General features: G+C 58.4%; 15 protein-coding genes. 7 read left to right on the top strand and 8 right to left on the bottom strand.

All coding sequences use genetic code 11. The features are described 5' to 3' along the window. Positions 1-37: 37 nt before the first annotated feature. Both ahpF and ahpC read right to left on the bottom strand, forming a co-directional pair. Positions 38-1606: an alkyl hydroperoxide reductase subunit F gene (gene ahpF / locus LB453_RS09050; protein ID WP_103794091.1), complete on the bottom strand. Its 1569-nt coding sequence runs from the start codon at positions 1604-1606 to the stop codon at positions 38-40. A gap of 72 nt (positions 1607-1678) precedes the next feature. After that, positions 1679-2242, bottom strand: coding sequence for an alkyl hydroperoxide reductase subunit C (gene ahpC, locus LB453_RS09045; protein WP_103794092.1), 564 nt, complete (start codon positions 2240-2242; stop codon positions 1679-1681). A 286-nt stretch (positions 2243-2528) separates the two neighbouring features. On the opposite strand from ahpC, the gene LB453_RS09040 reads away from it, so the two are divergent. Next, positions 2529-2957 (top strand): GNAT family N-acetyltransferase, encoded by a 429-nt coding sequence (locus LB453_RS09040; protein WP_103794093.1) that lies wholly within the window; start codon positions 2529-2531, stop codon positions 2955-2957. A gap of 23 nt (positions 2958-2980) precedes the next feature. On the opposite strand, the gene apbC is transcribed toward LB453_RS09040, so the two are convergent. Next, the gene (gene apbC / locus LB453_RS09035) at positions 2981-4093 is read right to left on the bottom strand and encodes an iron-sulfur cluster carrier protein ApbC (protein WP_103794094.1); all 1113 of its coding nucleotides are present in this window, start codon (positions 4091-4093) and stop codon (positions 2981-2983) included. Positions 4094-4257: 164 nt separating this feature from the next. On the opposite strand from apbC, the gene metG reads away from it, so the two are divergent. The 6 genes from metG to sanA all read left to right on the top strand — a co-directional run bounded on the left by metG (position 4258) and on the right by sanA (position 11369). Further along, on the top strand, positions 4258-6288 hold the full coding sequence (gene metG / locus LB453_RS09030; RefSeq protein ID WP_103794095.1) for a methionine--tRNA ligase: 2031 nt from the start codon (positions 4258-4260) through the stop codon (positions 6286-6288). 288 nt (positions 6289-6576) lie between these two features. Next, positions 6577-6966 (top strand): CidA/LrgA family protein, encoded by a 390-nt coding sequence (locus tag LB453_RS09025; protein ID WP_103794096.1) that lies wholly within the window; start codon positions 6577-6579, stop codon positions 6964-6966. Then, the gene (locus tag LB453_RS09020; protein WP_103794097.1) at positions 6959-7651 is read left to right on the top strand and encodes a CidB/LrgB family autolysis modulator; all 693 of its coding nucleotides are present in this window, start codon (positions 6959-6961) and stop codon (positions 7649-7651) included. The genes LB453_RS09025 and LB453_RS09020 overlap by 8 nt, the downstream gene beginning before the upstream one ends. 119 nt (positions 7652-7770) lie before the next feature. Then, positions 7771-8661 (top strand): cytidine deaminase, encoded by an 891-nt coding sequence (gene cdd, locus LB453_RS09015; RefSeq protein WP_103794098.1) that lies wholly within the window; start codon positions 7771-7773, stop codon positions 8659-8661. A 155-nt stretch (positions 8662-8816) separates the two neighbouring features. Further along, positions 8817-10514, top strand: a complete 1698-nt coding sequence (locus LB453_RS09010; protein WP_103794099.1) for an NAD-dependent malic enzyme — start codon at positions 8817-8819, stop codon at positions 10512-10514. A gap of 135 nt (positions 10515-10649) precedes the next feature. Next, positions 10650-11369 (top strand): outer membrane permeability protein SanA, encoded by a 720-nt coding sequence (gene sanA / locus LB453_RS09005; RefSeq protein WP_103794100.1) that lies wholly within the window; start codon positions 10650-10652, stop codon positions 11367-11369. A gap of 162 nt (positions 11370-11531) precedes the next feature. Here sanA and mglC read toward each other — a convergent pair whose 3' ends face one another. From mglC to yeiB, 5 genes are all read right to left on the bottom strand, one after another. Beyond that, a complete protein-coding gene (mglC, locus tag LB453_RS09000) occupies positions 11532-12542 on the bottom strand; it encodes a galactose/methyl galactoside ABC transporter permease MglC (protein ID WP_103794101.1) in 1011 nt (336 codons plus the stop codon). 19 nt (positions 12543-12561) lie between these two features. Continuing rightward, positions 12562-14082: a galactose/methyl galactoside ABC transporter ATP-binding protein MglA gene (gene mglA, locus LB453_RS08995; RefSeq protein ID WP_103794102.1), complete on the bottom strand. Its 1521-nt coding sequence runs from the start codon at positions 14080-14082 to the stop codon at positions 12562-12564. A gap of 69 nt (positions 14083-14151) precedes the next feature. After that, positions 14152-15147: a galactose/glucose ABC transporter substrate-binding protein MglB gene (gene mglB / locus LB453_RS08990; RefSeq protein WP_033791578.1), complete on the bottom strand. Its 996-nt coding sequence runs from the start codon at positions 15145-15147 to the stop codon at positions 14152-14154. 314 nt (positions 15148-15461) lie between these two features. Further along, positions 15462-16502 carry an HTH-type transcriptional regulator GalS gene (gene galS, locus LB453_RS08985; RefSeq protein WP_103794103.1) on the bottom strand — a complete coding sequence of 347 codons (1041 nt, stop codon included), beginning with the start codon at positions 16500-16502 and terminating at the stop codon, positions 15462-15464. 156 nt (positions 16503-16658) lie between these two features. After that, the gene (yeiB, locus tag LB453_RS08980) at positions 16659-17810 is read right to left on the bottom strand and encodes a DUF418 domain-containing protein YeiB (RefSeq protein ID WP_103794104.1); all 1152 of its coding nucleotides are present in this window, start codon (positions 17808-17810) and stop codon (positions 16659-16661) included. Positions 17811-17872: the final 62 nt, after the last annotated feature.

Here is a 17872-nt window from a genome sequence, read left to right as displayed (position 1 = left end):
AGCAGTCCCGGGGCCGTTGCGTGGCTATCGCAAAAAATTATTCAGCCGGTTTGGTGCGAATCAGATAATCAAACGCGCTCAGAGAGGCTTTCGCGCCTTCGCCGCTGGCGATAATGATCTGCTTGTACGGCACCGTGGTGCAGTCGCCCGCCGCGAAGACCCCTTTCAGGCTGGTTTCGCATTTAGCATCAATCAGGATCTCGCCCATTTTATTGCGCTCCACCGCGCCTTCCAGCCAGGTGGTGTTCGGCAGCAGACCGATCTGCACGAAGATACCGCTCAGCGCGATATCGTGCGCCGTCTGGTTATTGCGATCGATATAGGCCAGCCCGGTCACCTTGCTGCCGTCGCCTTTCACTTCCGTGGTCTGCGCGTTGAGGATCACATCGACGTTTTTCAGGCTGCGCAGCTTGTTCTGCAGCACCTGATCGGCGCGCATTTCGCCCGCGAACTCCAGCAGGGTCACATGCTCAACGATGCCTGCCAGGTCGATAGCCGCTTCAACGCCGGAGTTGCCGCCGCCGATTACCGCGACGCGCTTGCCTTTAAACAGCGGGCCGTCGCAGTGCGGGCAGTAGGTCACGCCTTTGGTGCGATACTGCTCTTCGCCCGGTACGCCCATGTTGCGCCAGCGTGCGCCGGTAGCGATGATAATGCTGCGTGATTTCAGCACCGCGCCTGAAGCGGTTTCAATAGCGTGCAGACCGCCCTCTTTCGCCGCCGGGATCAGCTTGATGGCGCTCTGGGTATCGATCACATCAACGTCATAGTCGTCAACGTGGGCGCGCAGTGAGCCAGCCAGCTTCGCGCCTTCGGTTTTCTGCACGGAGATGTAGTTTTCAATATCGACGGTGTCGAGCACCTGGCCGCCGAAACGCTCGCCCATCAGGCCAGTACGGATGCCTTTACGCGCCGAGTAGATCGCCGCCGCCGCGCCTGCCGGGCCGCTGCCGACGATCAGCACTTCATAGGCGTCGCGCTTGTTCAGCTCTTCTGCCGCGCGCTTGTCGGCGTTAGTGTCGACCTTGCCGACGATCTCAGCGAGGCTCATGCGGCCCTGACCGAACTCTTTGCCGTTCAGGTAAACCGCCGGCACGCCCATCACGTTGCGCTCGGTAATTTCATTCTGGAACATGCCGCCGTCAATCGCCGTATGCGAGACGCGCGGATTGATAATCGCCATCAGGTTCAGCGCCTGCACAACGTCAGGGCAGTTGTGGCATGACAGCGAATAGTAAGTTTCGAAATGGAGGTCGCTATCCAGCGACGCAACCTGATCCAGCAGGCTCTGCGTCTCTTTCGACGGATGACCGCCGGTCTGCAGCAGCGCCAGCACCAGAGAGGTAAATTCGTGACCCATCGGCGAACCGGCAAAGCGCGGGCCGCTGTGCGAGCCAGGGTTAGCGATCAGAAAAGAGGGTTTCCGTACCGGACGATCGTTCTCTTCGCGGAAGCTGACTTTTTCAGACAGGCTTGCGATATCCACCAGCAAATCACGAATTTCCGCTGATTTGGCGCCATCGTCCAGGGTGGCGATCAACTCAACAGGCTTGGTTAATTTCTCAAGGTAGGCCTTGAGCTGGGTTTTTAAGTTAGTGTCGAGCATAGTGAGTTCCTGTCAGAAGAAATCGGGTGCCGCAGCACCCGATTAGAGAAAGATCGAAAAGCGGCAGGGAAATTAGATTTTGCCAACCAGGTCCAGAGACGGAGCCAGGGTTGCGTCGCCTTCTTTCCATTTAGCCGGGCAAACTTCGCCTGGGTGAGAAGCAACGTACTGTGCCGCTTTCACTTTACGCAGCAGGTCAGACGCGTCGCGGCCGATACCTTCAGCGGTGATTTCGATCGCCTGGATGATGCCTTCCGGGTCAACGATGAACGTACCGCGGTCAGCCAGGCCTTCAGCTTCGCGCATGATTTCGAAGTTGCGGGTCAGCGCGCCAGTCGGGTCGCCAATCATGGCGTACTGGATTTTCGCGATGGTTTCAGAAGAACCGTGCCAGGCTTTGTGGGTAAAGTGGGTGTCGGTAGAAACAGAGTAGATATCTACGCCCAGTTTCTGGAATTCTTCATAGTGGTCAGCCACATCACCCAGTTCGGTCGGGCATACGAAGGTGAAGTCAGCCGGATAAAAGAAGAACACACTCCATTTACCTTCAACGTCTTTCTCAGTTACGTCAATGAATTCGCCGTTTTTAAACGCAGTGTTTTTAAACGGTTTGATTTTGGTATTAATGATAGACATCTGAAGTCCTCCGCTAAAAGATGTGATGTACGTTACAAAATTTTCGGGCCAACTTCTAATATGCAGTCGTTATCAATCAGATAAACGAAAGCTATCAAACGCGGCAAGCCGCACCGCTATTGACGCCGCCCCGGCATTCTACACGCAAAGCACCTTGATTTAACGCGGTTTATCTTTTCGTCGTAGACCTGCTAGTTTTGTAGAGACGCTTAATAATAACGAGCCAGCGCCTCTCTCCCGTTTGCGGATATGGCCGGCATGCTGATTGCCGTTAAGGGAGTTTACCGTGCAGATACGTTCTTATACCGAAGCCGATCGTCCATTCCTGCGCACGCTGTTCCTGGCCGCGCGCCGCCATAACTGGCGCTGGCTCGACGACAGCCACTGGCAGCTGGAAGATTTCGACAGCGTGATTCTGGGCGAGACCGTCTGGGTGGCCGAGCTGGATGGCCATCGCGTCGGCTTTGCCGGCGTGCTGGAAAATGACAATTTCCTTCACAGCCTCTATGTCGATCCCGCCTGGCAGGGCCGCGGCGTTGGCAGCGCGCTGCTGGAGAGAGTCCAGGCGCGCTTTACCAGCACCGGCGCGCTAAAGTGCCTGCTGATGAACAAGGCGGCGCAGGCGTTCTATTTAAAGCACGGCTGGAAGATCATCGCGCAGGGCGAGAGCGAGCAGGGAAAATATGTGCTGATGCACTTTCCGCTGGCGTCCTGAGGTGACGCCAGCGGCACAGGATTTTACAGCGCGCGGAAGGCGATATCGCCGGGGATCACTTCCCCCTGCCAGTAGAGGCGCGACGCGACGCGGCCCGCCAGCTGGCGATAGAGCGCGGTAAACTCGCTCTCCGGTCGGCGGATCACCGTCGGCTCGCCGTCGTCCAGATCTTCACGCAGGTTAATATGCAGCGGCAGCTGCGCCAGCAGCTGCGTCTGATAGTCCGCCACCAGCTTTTCCGCGCCGCCGGTGCCGAAGATCGGCTCATGGAAACCGCAGTGGCTGCAGATATGCAGGCTCATATTTTCCACCACGCCCAGCACCGGCACGTTGACCTTCTCAAACATCACCATGCCTTTGCGCGCGTCGATCAGCGCAATATCCTGCGGGGTGGTCACGACAATCGCGCCGGTCACCGGCACGCTCTGCGCCAGCGTCAGCTGGATGTCGCCGGTGCCCGGCGGCATATCAAGCACCAGATAGTCGAGATCGGGCCAGAGGGTTTCGTTGAGCAGCTGCATCAGCGCCTTGCTCGCCATCGGGCCGCGCCACACCATCGCATTATCGTCGGTAACCAGATAGCCGATAGAGTTGGTGGCGAGGCCGTGCGCCATAATCGGCGCCATATGGGTGCCGTCCGGCGAGGTGGGACGCTCATGCTCGGTGCCCAGCATGTTGGGCACCGAGGGGCCGTAGATATCCGCGTCGAGGATGCCGACGCGCGCCCCTTCCGCCGCCAGCGCCAGCGCCATATTGACGGCGGTGCTCGACTTGCCGACGCCGCCCTTGCCGGAGCTGACGGCAATAATGTTTTTCACGCCGTTAACGCCGGGCTGGCCTTTGACGCGCTTCAGGGTGGCGATATCGTGACGCAGCCGCCAGTCGATCGCCTCGCTGCCGGTCAGGCGCAGCAGCTCAGCGCTGGCCTGCGCCTTTAGCTCTTCAAACGCGCTCGCCCAGGCGAACGGCATGCAGAGTTCGATATGCAGCTTGCCGTCCAGCAGCGCCACATGATGCAGCGCTTTCAGCGCGGTAAGATTGCGTTCGAGGGTCGGATGCTGAAAGCCGCTGAGTACGCCCATTACCACGGCGCGCAAGGCTTCAGGTGAATGTGATGTCTGGGATTGTGCTGTCATCCCCACTCCTTGTTATTTTTTCTGTCGCTGGGTTCAGCGGTATCACAACAATGATATCAGATGTCGGCGCGGTAGACGCCAGACCCGCCCTTGTGTTTACGCCCGCCAGGGCATGAGTTACCATCTAAGCCCGTTTTTTCAATCAACAGAAAGCTACGCAAACTATGACTCAAGTCGCTAAAAAAATAATGGTAACGTGCGCCCTGCCGTACGCGAACGGATCAATCCATCTCGGCCACATGCTCGAGCATATCCAGGCAGACATTTGGGTGCGTTACCAGCGAATGCGTGGCAATCAGGTCTATTTCATCTGCGCCGACGACGCGCACGGTACGCCGATCATGCTGAAAGCGCAGCAGTTAGGCATTTCGCCGGAGCAGATGATTGCCGAAATGAGTCAGGAACATCAGGTCGACTTCGCCGGGTTCAACATCAGCTACGACAACTATCACTCGACGCACAGCGATGAGAACCGCGTGCTCTCTGAGCTGATCTACACCCGCCTGAAAGAGAACGGTTTTATTAAGAACCGCACTATTTCGCAGCTTTACGATCTGGAAAAAGGGATGTTCCTGCCGGACCGTTTCGTTAAGGGTACCTGCCCGAAATGCAAATCGCCGGACCAGTATGGCGACAACTGCGAAGTGTGCGGCGCCACCTACAGCCCGACCGAGCTGATCGAGCCGAAGTCGGTGGTATCGGGTGCCACGCCGGAAATGCGCGACTCCGAGCACTTCTTCTTCGATCTGCCGTCGTTCAGCGCCATGCTACAGGCGTGGACCCGTTCCGGCGCGCTGCAGGAGCAGGTGGCCAATAAAATGCAGGAGTGGTTCGAATCTGGCCTGCAGCAGTGGGATATCTCCCGCGACGCGCCCTACTTCGGCTTTGAGATCCCCAACGCGCCGGGCAAATATTTTTACGTCTGGCTGGATGCGCCGATCGGCTATATGGGCGCGTTCAAGAACCTGTGCGACAAGCGCGGCGATATCGATTTCGACGAGTTCTGGAAGAAAGACTCCACCACCGAGCTGTATCACTTTATCGGCAAGGATATCGTCTATTTCCACAGCCTGTTCTGGCCGGCGATGCTGGAAGGCAGCCAGTTCCGCAAGCCCAACAATCTGTTCGTACACGGCTATGTGACGGTAAACGGCGCCAAGATGTCTAAGTCGCGCGGCACCTTTATTAAGGCGAGCACCTGGCTGCAGCATCTGGACGCCGACAGCCTGCGCTACTACTACGCCGCCAAGCTCTCTTCGCGCATCGACGATATCGACCTGAATCTGGAAGATTTCGTGCAGCGCGTCAACGCCGATATCGTCAACAAGGTGGTGAACCTGGCGTCGCGCAACGCTGGCTTCCTGACCAAGCGCTTTAACGGCCAGCTTTCAGCCGAGCTGGCGGATCCGGCGCTCTACCAGACCTTTGTTGAGGCCTCTGACAAGATTGGCGACGCCTGGGCGAGCCGCGAGTACAGCCGCGCCATTCGCGAAATTATGGCGCTGGCCGATCTGGCTAACCGCTATGTGGATGAGCAGGCGCCGTGGGTAGTGGCGAAAGAAGAAGGCCGCGACGCCGATCTGCAGGCGATCTGCTCGATGGGCATTAACCTGTTCCGCGTGCTGATGACCTGGCTGAAGCCGGTGCTGCCGAGCCTGAGCGAGCGCGCCGAAGCCTTCCTTAATAGCGAGCTGAGCTGGGATGCGATTGCGCAGCCGCTGCTTAACCACCAGGTTGCGCCGTTTAAGGCACTGTATGGACGTATTGAAATGACCAAAGTTAATGCGCTGATTGAAGCGTCAAAAGAGGACGCGGCTGCCGCCAGTAAACCGGCCACCGGCCCGCTGGCGGATGCGCCGATTGGCGATACCATTACCATCGACGACTTTGCGAAGGTCGATATGCGCGTAGCGCTGATCGAAAACGCCGAGCTGGTAGAGGGTTCCGATAAGCTGCTGCGCCTGCAGCTCGATCTGGGCGGCGAGAAGCGCCAGATTTTCTCTGGTATTCGCGCGGCCTATCCGGATCCGTCGGTGCTGATCGGCAAGATGACCATTATTGTTGCTAACCTTGCGCCGCGTAAGATGCGCTTCGGCGTCTCGGAAGGCATGGTGCTCTCTGCTGGCCCTGGCGGGAAGGATCTGTTTGTGCTCTCCGTTGACAGCGGCGCGCAGCCGGGCATGCCGGTTAAGTAAAGGGCGCAGGCGGGGATTGAGGCGGCCTGGAGTCGCCCTGCTGGCCGCACACTTGGGGTCGCCCTGCTGGCCGCACAATAGTTCAAGAGTGGGTGACCTGGACCGAAGAGCAAAGCGTCACGCGACAGGATGTCGCGTGCCGAGCGCGCAGGGATGCCTTGAGCGACTTTGCGATCGGTCCAGGTCACCCGCGACCGGCACCCTAGTTAAAGCCCAGGGCGACAGCAATGTCGCCCTTTTTTATGCTTTGTCGCGTATGATGTTGTGCAGTAAAAACAGGAGCCTGCTATGTCCACTCTGCTCTCTCTGTGCTGGCGCTACGTGCGCGCCTTCGTCATCATCTATCTCTGCCTCTATGCGGGCAACGCCATCGCCCTGCTGCTGCCGATCACCATTCCCGGCAGTATCCTCGGCATGCTGACGCTGTTCGCGCTGCTGGCGACGCAAATCCTGCCGGTGGACTGGGTAAAGCCAGGCTGCCATCTGCTGATCCGCTATATGGCGCTGCTGTTTGTGCCCATCAGCGTCGGCATCATCAACTACACCGACGTACTGAGCGCGCAGTTCGGTCCCATCGTGGTCTCTGTTGTCATCAGCACCTTCCTGGTGCTGACGATTGTCGGCTGGAGCGCCCATAAAATTCATACGCGCAGCGTGCAGGAGAAGCCGAGTGAGTGACATCTGGTGGTCGCTGCCGCTGAGCGTCGGCGCCTTTATGCTGGCGCGCCGCCTGGCGGCGAAGCTGAAAATCTCGATAATCAATCCGCTGCTGGTGTCGATGGCGATCATTATCCCGCTGCTGCTGGTGCTGCAGATCCCCTACGCGCGCTATTTCGCCGGCAGCCAGATCCTTAACCAGCTGCTGCAGCCGGCGGTGGTGGCGCTGGCGCTGCCGCTCTATGAGCAGATGCATCAAATTCGCGCGCGCTGGAAATCGCTGATCGGCGTCTGCTTTATCGGCAGCCTCACGGCGATGGTCTCCGGCACCGCTATCGCGCTGTGGATGGGCGCGACGCCAGAAATCGCCGCCACTATTCTGCCCAAATCGGTCACCACGCCCATCGCCATGGCGGTCTCCGCCTCGCTGCACGGCATTCCCGCCATCAGCGCTATCTGCGTGCTGATTGCCGGCGTGCTCGGCGCGGTCTTCGGCCATATGGTGCTGAACCTGCTGGGGGTAAAAACCCGCGCGGCGCGCGGGCTGGCGATCGGCAATGCGTCACACGCGCTCGGCACCGCGCGCGCGGCGGAGGTGGATTATCAGGAGGGGGCGTTCAGCTCGCTGGCGCTGGTGCTGTGCGGCATTATCACCTCGCTGCTGGCGCCCTTTATTTTTCCGCTGCTGCTGCACGCTCTTGGGTAAAACTTTGCGATAGATCTCGCAAAGTTGAAACGATGCAAATCTGTTGCATTGTCAGAGCGATACAGATCACATATAACCCCTCTGGCGGCAATGGGCCGCCTGATATTGACGAGGCTATCATGCATCCACGTTTCACCTCCGCCTTCGACGCGCTGCCCGCTGCTCTGCAAAGCGCCCTGCGTCCGGTTCTTGACGATGCGCAGTTTAAGGCGGCGCTGACGCCGGAGCAGGTCGCGTCGCTGATGCAGCAGACCCGGCTGGATGCCGACGCGCTGGCGCTGGCGCTGCTGCCGCTGGCGGCGGCCTGCGCGGTCGCGCCGGTCTCGCGCTTCAACGTCGGCGCCGTGGCGCGCGGCGTCAGCGGTTACTGGTACTTCGGTGCCAATATGGAGTTCGCAGGCGTGGCGCTGCAGCAGACGATCCACGCCGAACAGAGCGCCATCGCGCACGCCTGGCTGCGCGGCGAGCAGCGCCTGGAGGCCGTCACCGTCAACTACACGCCGTGCGGCCACTGCCGCCAGTTTATGAACGAACTCAACAGCGGCACCGAACTGCGCATCAGCCTGCCGGGCCGCGGCGTCAGCACCCTGGCTGACTACCTGCCCGACGCCTTCGGCCCGCGCGATCTGAACATTACTACCCTGCTGCTGGATAGCGTGGATCACGGCTATCAGGCGGACGGCGACGCGCTCGCTCAGGCGGCAGTCGCGGCGGCCAACCAGAGCCATGCGCCCTACAGCGGCTCGCACAGCGGCATTGCGCTGCGCACCGCGAGCGGCGTGACGGTCACCGGACGCTACGCCGAGAACGCCGCCTTTAACCCGAGCCTGCCGCCGCTTCAGGCAGCGCTGATCCTGCTGAATATGCAGGGGGAAGCCTGCGAAAGCATCGAGGCAGTCGCGCTGGCCGAAGTGGAAAACGCTACGCTGGCTCAGTTCGCCGCCACTCAGGCGACCCTGGCCGCGCTGGGGTGCGAGCAGCTGGTCCGCGTGACGCTGCGCAAAGGCTGAGGCACAGCACACGCTTTCCAACACTTCCGATATCTTTTATTTACAAAAGCTGTACATCGGCGAGAAATTTCATAGGATCGTGCGCCAGCAACACAAAAAAAGAACGACTGGCGTCTGAGCTTTGCCAGACAACACCGCAACCGGAGCATCAATTCATGGAACATGAGTACGAAAGTAAGCGTCCGCTGTATATCCCCTACGCTGGCCCGATCCTGCTGGAATTTCCCCTGCTGAACAAAGGCAGCGCCTTCTCACTGGAAGAGCGCAACGAATTTAACCTCAACGGCCTGCTACCGGAAGCGGTTGAGAGCATTGAAGAGCAGGCAGAGCGCGCCTGGCGTCAGTTCCAGGACTTTAAAAACAATAACGATAAGCACGTCTACCTGCGCAATATTCAGGACACCAACGAAACCCTTTTCTATCGCCTGCTCGACAACCATCTCGAAGAGATGATGCCGATTATCTATACCCCGACCGTCGGCGCAGCCTGCGAACACTTTTCCGAGATCTACCGTCGCGCGCGCGGCGTCTTTATCTCTTATCCGAACCGCGCCCATATCGAAGATATGCTGCAAAACGCCACCAAGCAGAACGTGAAGGTGATTGTGGTCACCGACGGCGAGCGCATTCTCGGCCTTGGCGATTTGGGCATCGGCGGCATGGGTATTCCTATCGGCAAGCTGTCGCTCTATACCGCCTGCGGCGGCATCTCCCCGGCCTATACGCTGCCGGTGGTGCTGGACGCCGGCACCAACAATCAGCAGCTGCTTAACGATCCGCTCTATATGGGCTGGCGTCATCCGCGCATCACCGGCGAAGAGTACGACGCCTTCGTTAATGACTTTATCCAGGCGGTAAAACGCCGCTGGCCGAACGTGCTGCTGCAGTTTGAAGACTTCGCGCAGAAAAACGCCATGCCGCTGCTGCAGCGCTATCGCGACGAAATTTGCTGCTTTAACGACGATATTCAGGGCACCGCCGCCGTGACCGTCGGCACGCTGATTGCCGCCAGCCGCGCCGCAGGCAGCCGCCTGTGCGAGCAGAAGGTGGTGTTCCTCGGCGCAGGCTCTGCCGGATGCGGCATCGCCGAGCAGATTATCTCGCAGATGAAATCGGAAGGCCTGAGCGACGAAGAGGCGCGCGCCCGCGTGCTGATGGTTGACCGCTTCGGCCTGCTGACCGATAAACTGCCGAACCTGCTCGACTTCCAGAGCAAGCTGGTGCAGAAGAGCGAGAACCTGAAAGAGTGGGATACCGCCAGCGATGCTATCTCGCTGCTGGACGTAGTGCGCAACGCCCGTCCCGATATTCTTATCGGCGTTTCCGGCCAGCCGGGCCTGTTTACCGAAGAGATTATCCGCGAGATGCACAAGCACTGCGCGCGCCCTATCGTTATGCCGCTCTCAAACCCGACGTCGCGCGTGGAAGCAACCCCGGCGGATATTATCGCCTGGACCGACGGCGCGGCGCTGGTCGCGACCGGCAGCCCCTTCTCGCCGGTAAGCTGGAAAGGCAAAGTCTACCCGATCGCCCAGTGCAACAACTCCTATATCTTCCCTGGCATCGGGCTGGGGGTGATCGCCTCCGGCGCGACGCGCGTCACCGACTCAATGCTGATGACGGCAAGCCGCGCGCTGGCCGACTGCTCGCCGCTGGTAAACGAAGGCGAAGGCCCGGTGCTGCCGGAGATCAAAGATATTCAGGGCGTGTCGAAAATCATCGCCATGGAAGTGGGTAAAGCCGCCCAGCTGGCGGGCGTTGCGGTGGTGACGTCGGAAGATGTGCTGTCACAGGCGGTGGCCAATAATTTCTGGCTGCCGCAGTACCGCCACTATCGCCGCACCTCAATCTGACAACCGGTCGCCGGGCCGCTTCAGGCCCGGCAACCGTGCAAAAATCCATCAGCCAACCGGCGGTGCCTTGCTTCGCAACCGCTCCTCAAGTAGCCTTGATGCACCCTTTTTTCCTGACTCCGAGCGCTCACGCGTATGTTGAAACGCGTTTTTATTGGTCTCTTATTCATCATCTTACTGGTGGTGGCGACCGCGCTCGGCCTGGATCGCTGGATCAGCTGGAAAACCGCCCCCTATATTTATGAAGATGTCGCCTCGCTGCCGCATCGTCAGGTTGGCGTGGTCCTGGGTACCGCGAAGTATTACCGCACCGGCGTCTACAATCAGTACTACCTCTATCGCATTCAGGGCGCACTGAACGCCTATAACAGCGGCAAGGTTAACTATCTGCTGCTGAGCGGCGACAACGCCATGAGCAGCTATAACGAGCCCATGACCATGCGCCGCGATCTGATCAAAGCCGGCGTCGATCCGCAGGATATCGTGCTGGACTACGCCGGTTTCCGCACCCTCGACTCTATCGTGCGCACGCGCAAAGTGTTCGACACCAACGACTTTATTATTATTACCCAGCGCTTCCACTGCGAGCGCGCGCTGTTTATCGCCCTGCATATGGGGATTCAGGCGCAGTGCTATGCGGTGCCGTCACCAAAAAATATGCTCAGCGTCCGCTTCCGCGAGGTGGGCGCCCGCCTCGGTGCGCTGGCCGATCTCTACGTGATGAAGCGCGAACCGCGCTTCCTGGGTCCGCTGGTGCCGATCCCGGCGGTACATGAGGTGCCGGAAGATGCGCAGAGCTATCCGGCAGTGACGCCGGAGCAGCTGCTGGAAAGCGAGCAGAAAGCGCACAAATAGAAAGAGCTCCGTGCCGTTTCATTCAGGCGGCTCAAAAGCCTGCCTGGTGGGCGACAGGGGATGTGGAGCAAAGCGTCCCGCGCCGCTTCTTACACACACAAGGGGCACCCGCAAACAAAAAGAGCGACCCAAAGGTCGCTCTTCTTCAGTAACGTCTCATCCTTACTTCTTACGAGAATATTTCAGCGAGTCCAGCGCCACGGCGAAGATAATGATGCCGCCCTTGATAATGTACTGCCAGTAAGGGTTCACGCCGATATAGGTCAGACCGTAGTTGATCACGGTAAAGATGATCACACCGGTCACCACGCCCGCTACCGTACCCACGCCGCCCGCAAAGGAGACGCCGCCCACCACGCACGCCGCGATGGCGTCCAGCTCATACATAAAGCCGAGGTTGTTGGTGGCGCTGCCGATACGGCCCGCTTCCAGCATACCGCCGAAGGCGTAAAACACGCCGGAGAGCGCATAGATCAGAATCAGGTTTAAGTTGACGTTAACGCCAGATACCTTCGCCGCTTCCGGGTTACCGCCGATAGCAAAGATATTTTTGCCGAAGCGGGTCTTGTTCCACAGAATCCAGACGAAAACGATGGCGACAATCGCGTAGAAGGTAATGTAGGAGAGCTTGAAGTCGCCAAAGCGCAGGAAGCCCTGAGCAAACTTCGAGAAGCCGCTGTCAAACCCGGCAATCGGCGACGCGCCGACAAAGTCGTAATAGAGCGAGTTGATGCCGTAGACGATAATCATGGTGCCGAGCGTGGTAATAAACGGCGTCACCTTGAGATAGGCGATAATCAGGCCGTTCAGCAGGCCGATCAGACCGCCAATCACGCACACCACCAGAATCACCACCGGAATCGGCACGGTATCCAGCGTCGGAAACACCTTATTGGCGTTATCCATCGCCTGCAGCAGCGTCGCCGCCACCACCGCCGCCAGACCCACCTGACGACCGGCCGAAAGGTCGGTACCCTGCGTAACGATCAGCCCCGCCACGCCCAGCGCGATAATAATACGCACCGAGGACTGGGTAAGAATATTACTCAGGTTCATCAGGCTTAAAAAGGTTGGATCCTGGAAAATAATAATAGCCAGCAAAACCAGCAGAACGACATAAATGCCGCCCTCTTTCAGCCAGGTTAGCGCATTCTTTTTAGTAGTCGCTTTCATGTTAACAGCCCTTGCTTCATTAAAGGTGTAATGACGCTAAACGCAATATTTCGTTCTGCGTGGTTGTCTTGGTATCTACAATGCCCGCTACCTGGCCGTTGCTCATTACCAGAATACGATCGGTAATGCCCAGCAGCTCCGGCATCTCAGAGGAGATAATAATGATGCCCTTCTCTTTCTTCGCCAGCTCGGCAATCAGCTGGTAGATTTCGAATTTCGCGCCGACGTCAATACCGCGCGTCGGTTCATCAAGCATCAGTATTTCAGGCTGGGTCAGCAGCCAGCGGCCGATAATTACCTTTTGCTGGTTACCGCCCGAAAGCGATCCAATTTGCGTATGGTGACCCGGCGTTTTTACCCGCATGGCGTCAATAACCCACTGGGTATCGCTTTTCATCCGCTTATTGTCGAGCAGCCCGAGCGTGTTTTTATATTTCTTGATATTGGAGATTAACGAGTTAAACCCGATATCGAGAAAGGCATAAATACCGGTCGAGCGGCGCTCTTCCGTGACCAGCGCGAAACCGTGGTTAATGGCTTCGTTGGCGCTGTGGTTATTAATCGCCTTGCCGTGCAGCTTAATGGTGCCGCTCACCTTCTCGCGAATGCCAAACAGCGTTTCGACGATATCGGTACGCTTGGCGCCCACCAGCCCGGCGATGCCGAGGATCTCCCCTTTGCGCAAATCGAACGAGACGTCGCGAATTGACGGCTGACGCAGCGACGTTAAATGACGTACCTCAAGAATGGTTTCGCCCGGCACGTTGGTTTTGTTGGGAAAGCGCTGGTTCAGGGAACGGCCGACCATCATGGCGATGATCTTATCCATATCCAGCCCTTCCAGCGGCTGGGTGGCGATCCACTGGCCGTCGCGCAGAATAGTGATCTCGTCGCACAGCTGGAAAATCTCCTCCATCTTGTGCGAGATATAAACAATGCCGCAGCCGCGATCTTTCAGCTTGCGAATAATGGTGAACAGATGGTTCACCTCTTTTTCCGTCAGCGAAGAGGTCGGCTCATCCATGATGACGATTTTGGCATCATAGGAGAACGCCTTGGCGATTTCGATCATCTGCATCTGCGAAACAGAGAGCGTCGCCACTTTGTCGCGCGGATCGATATCGATATCCAGCTCGTCGAAAATCGCTTTGGTGTCGCGATACATTTTTTCCTGATCGACGAACGGCCCTTTTTGCGGATAGCGACCCAGCCACATATTGTCCATAACGGTGCGCTGTAAAACCAGGTTCAGCTCCTGGTGCACCATCGAAACGCCGTTTTCCAGCGCCTCTTTGGAACTTTTAAAATCAACTTCCTCACCCTGAAACAGGATGCTCCCCGTATCTTTTTTATAAATACCAAACAGGCATTTTAATAATGTCGATTTACCGGCGCCGTTTTCACCCATCAATGCATGAACGGAGTGAGGCCGCACTTTTAAATTTACATTATCTAAGGCTTTAACCCCTGGAAATGATTTCGAGACGTTCGTCATTTCCAGCAGATATTCACGCTGCGCGGTCGGATTATCACTGGCCATAATTTACCTGGCTAAAAAAAGCGTTGGTCACGTGAAAACAGGGCGCGGCTCAGCCGCGCCCGGACAGGATTACTTCTGGAACTGAGAGAGGTTCTCTTTATCGACCGGCACGTAAGGCACGCGGACGATTTTATCGGTGATCTTATAGCTGGTGCCTTCGGTCGCGGCTTTGCCATCCGCCAGGTTTTTCGCCATATCCAGCGTCGCTTTCGCCTGGTTTTCCGCATCGTTCAGCACGGTGCCCGCCAGCGCGCCCGATTTCACCAGCGCCAGCGCTTCCGGCAGCGCATCGACGCCGAATACCGGAATCGAGGTCTTGTTATGCGCTTTCAGCGCTTCCACCGCGCCCATCGCCATGGCGTCGTTGTTGGCGATCACCACTTCGATTTTGTTAGCGTTCGGGCCGGAGAGCCACGCATCCATCTTGTCTTTCGCCTGAGCGGTATCCCACATCGCGGTATCCATCGCCAGCTGCTGGGTCTTGATGCCGTCCTGATTCAGGGTATCGATAACGTATTTGGTACGCGCTTCGGCATCCGGGTGGCCCGGCTCGCCTTTCAGCAGCACGAACTGAATCTGACCATCTTTGTTCAGGTCCCAGTTCGGCGAGGCTTTCCAGTGCTTCTCAATCAGTTTGCCCTGGATAATGCCGGACTCTTTTGAGTCGGTGCCGACATAGTAGGCCTTGTCGTAGCTGGCCAGCACTTTCGCGTTCGGCTCTTTGTTAAAGAACACCACCGGCACATCGTTGCCGCGCGCTTTATCAATCACCACGGCCGCCGCAGCCGGATCCACCAGGTTAATCGCCAGCGCCTTCACGCCTTTCGCCATCAGCACGTCGATCTGATCGTTCTGTTTGGACTGATCGTTCTGCGAGTCATTCATCAGCAGCTGCACGCCGCCGAGGGTTTTGGCCTCTTTCTCGATGTCTTTGCGAACCATCGACATAAAGTTGTCGTCATATTTGTAGATGGTCACGCCGATACGCGTGTCCGCTGCGTGTGCCGTTGCGCCGAACATCATGCTGGCAACCAAAGCTGTGAGCGTGAAAACCTTCTTATTCATGGTATCTCCGGTTTTTTGCAGGGTAGTACTGGCTCAGGCGCGTCAGGCGCGCAGGAGCTTTCGATAAAATAAGATTCGACGAGTCGCAAAGAGGCGAGTGAAATCGCGCTGCCCCGCTGAAACGCCGTCCAGAAATCTGACTTCCTTGTGCGACAACGCATCCTGAAGATGTGATGAACTTTTTCAACGGGTTGCTGAAACCACGCCAGCTGCGGTTATAACGGCGTTACATAATGTTTCAGTCCGGTAAGACGCTGCCATCATAGTGAGCGGCATGTTAATTAACTGTGAATACAATCACAGATTGAAAACGGTTACATGGCGCTATCGCCTGAATTAGTGACCGACTCCACATTTTGCCGCTGCGCCACGGAATGACGACGCACCAGGGTCGGCATAAAGACATGCTGCGCGCTGACGTCCAGCTGGCCCGCCGCGCCGCTCAGCGCCAGCTCAGTGGCAAGTTTCGCCATAGAAACAATGGGATAGCGTACCGTTGTCAGTTGGGGATCGGTGTATCGTGACATCGGGATATCATCGAAGCCGATAATTGAGAAATGCTGCGGCACCTGAATGCCGTTATCTTTCAGGGCGGTAAGCGCACCGGCCGCCATGCCGTCGTTATAGGCGAAAATGGCGCTGAGATGCACATTGCGGCCCAGCAGCTCCACCATCGCCGCCTCGCCGCCCTGCATATCGGGTTCGGCGCAGGCGATCCAGCCCTCCTGCGGCCGAATCCCCTGCTCCGCCAGCGCCTGCTCCCAGCCTTCGCGCCGCTGCCGCACATCCTCGATGTCGTGGCTGGAGCAGAGATAGCCGATGCGGCTGTGCCCCTGCTGCAGCAGCATACGGGTCGCCATCAGCGCCCCCGCCACATTATCCAGGCTGACGCAGCGATGGGCGAAGCCAGGCACAATGCGGTTAACCATCACCATGCCCGGCACCTGCTGCATAAAAGAGGCAAGCTCGGCGTCTGAAAGCGTTTTCGCGTGTACCACCAGCGCATTGCAGCGCTGACGGATCAGCACCTCAATGGCATGGCGCTCTTTATCTTCCTGATGCCAGGAGTTGCTGATCAGCACATGTTTATGCAGGCGCTGCGCCACGGTATCCACCGCTTTCACCAGCGCGCCAAAGAAGGGATCGGAGACGTCCATCACCACCACGCCGATGGTGTCGCTGACCTGCGTCGCCAGCGCCTGCGCGTTGGCGTTAGGCCGATAGCCCAGTGAATCTACCGCCTGCAGCACCGCGTCACGGGTGTCCGCGGTAACGGCGGTGCTGTTATTCAGCACGCGCGAGACGGTCGCCACCGACACGCCAGCCAGACGGGCAACATCACGAATCGTTATCATGCAGCTGTTCCACAGAGGAAAAAAAGGCATCACGCCAGGAAGTAAACCCGGCGCTATTCTGGCAGGCAGGGCGCGGCGACAGCGTGAATCACGTCACACTGATGAAAACGGTTACATACAATTATGCAACCTTTGTGATGAATATCATTATCTGACTCAGAGGCGATGCGGCGTTTTCCCCGCCGCCAGCTGCGTCAGGCGGCGCCACAGCCATTCAAGCGGCCCCTGCGGGAAAAAGCGCAGCCAGATTACCGAGAAGAGAATATTGACCAGCCAGACAGCGGGCACAAAGGCCAGCAGCTGCAAACGGTCGAAGCGCATAAAGAGATCGAAGCGGTAGAACAGCGTGGTGCAGATCAGCGTCTGCAGCAGATAGTTGCTCAGCGCCATGCGGCCGACGCACTCTATCGCCGACGTGACGCGCCAGCGCGCCAGCTGCGGCCAGTAGCCGAGGATCAGCGCGGCGTAGCCAAGGCTGATAAACGGGCTGGCGAGATCGCGCGGCACCTGCAAGTAGAAGCCGCTCCAGCGAAACGACCAGTGCAGCATCCACTGCGCCACCACCCCAGACAGGGCGATGGCGTAGCCTGATGCCAGCAGCAGCGCGGCGCAGCGGCGGTAGTGGCGCAGGCTGAACTCGCCGGTCAGCCAGCCGCAGCGCAGCAGCGCGGCACCCATCATCATCAGCCCGGCCAGCTGCCAGCCATACTGCGCCGCCAGCGCCATCAGGCTGGAGGAGAGATGATCGAGACGGTTCTGCACCGCCTCCCAGCCGCCGGCCAGCTTCCAGAAATGTTCATACTCCAGGTCAGCCGCGCCGGGCAGCCAGGAGCGGCTCGGCTCGGGATCGGAGATCGATCCGAAGATCAGCAGCACGCCGCAGCCAACCAGGTAGAGCAGCGCGCCGGTGTGAAACAGGCTGCGCGTTGCGGGCACGTCGCGCAGCGTACGCCAGACGATAAGGCCAATAATGGCGTAATCGAGCAGGATATCCCCTTCCCACATCGCCAGAGCGTGAAACAGGCCAATAAGCGCCAGCAGCGTCAGGCGCGCCGACAGCCAGCGGCCGCCGCGCGGCAGCTGAAGCTGCAGGCCCGCGCCGAACAGCAGCGCGAACAGCGTCAGGAACTTCATCTGCGCCAGCAGGTCGAGCACCGCCCAGGTCCAGACCTCGTCGGTAGCGGGATCGCCGTGCCAGGCGGGATTGAGATAGGCGGCGGAAGGTAAGGCGAAGCCGACGATATTGAGCAACAAAATGCCGAGGATGGCGCAGCCGCGAATAAAATCCAGCATAGGATAACGTTGCATATCGGTCCCTGTTGGCGTGGAACAGCGCCGCCTGAGAACAGGCGGCGCACAGGCATGCAAAC

It is taken from the genome of Pantoea agglomerans (genome assembly GCF_020149765.1).
Classification (GTDB): Bacteria; Pseudomonadota; Gammaproteobacteria; order Enterobacterales; family Enterobacteriaceae; genus Pantoea; species Pantoea alvi.
This window is presented reverse-complemented; position numbering and strand designations above follow the sequence as displayed.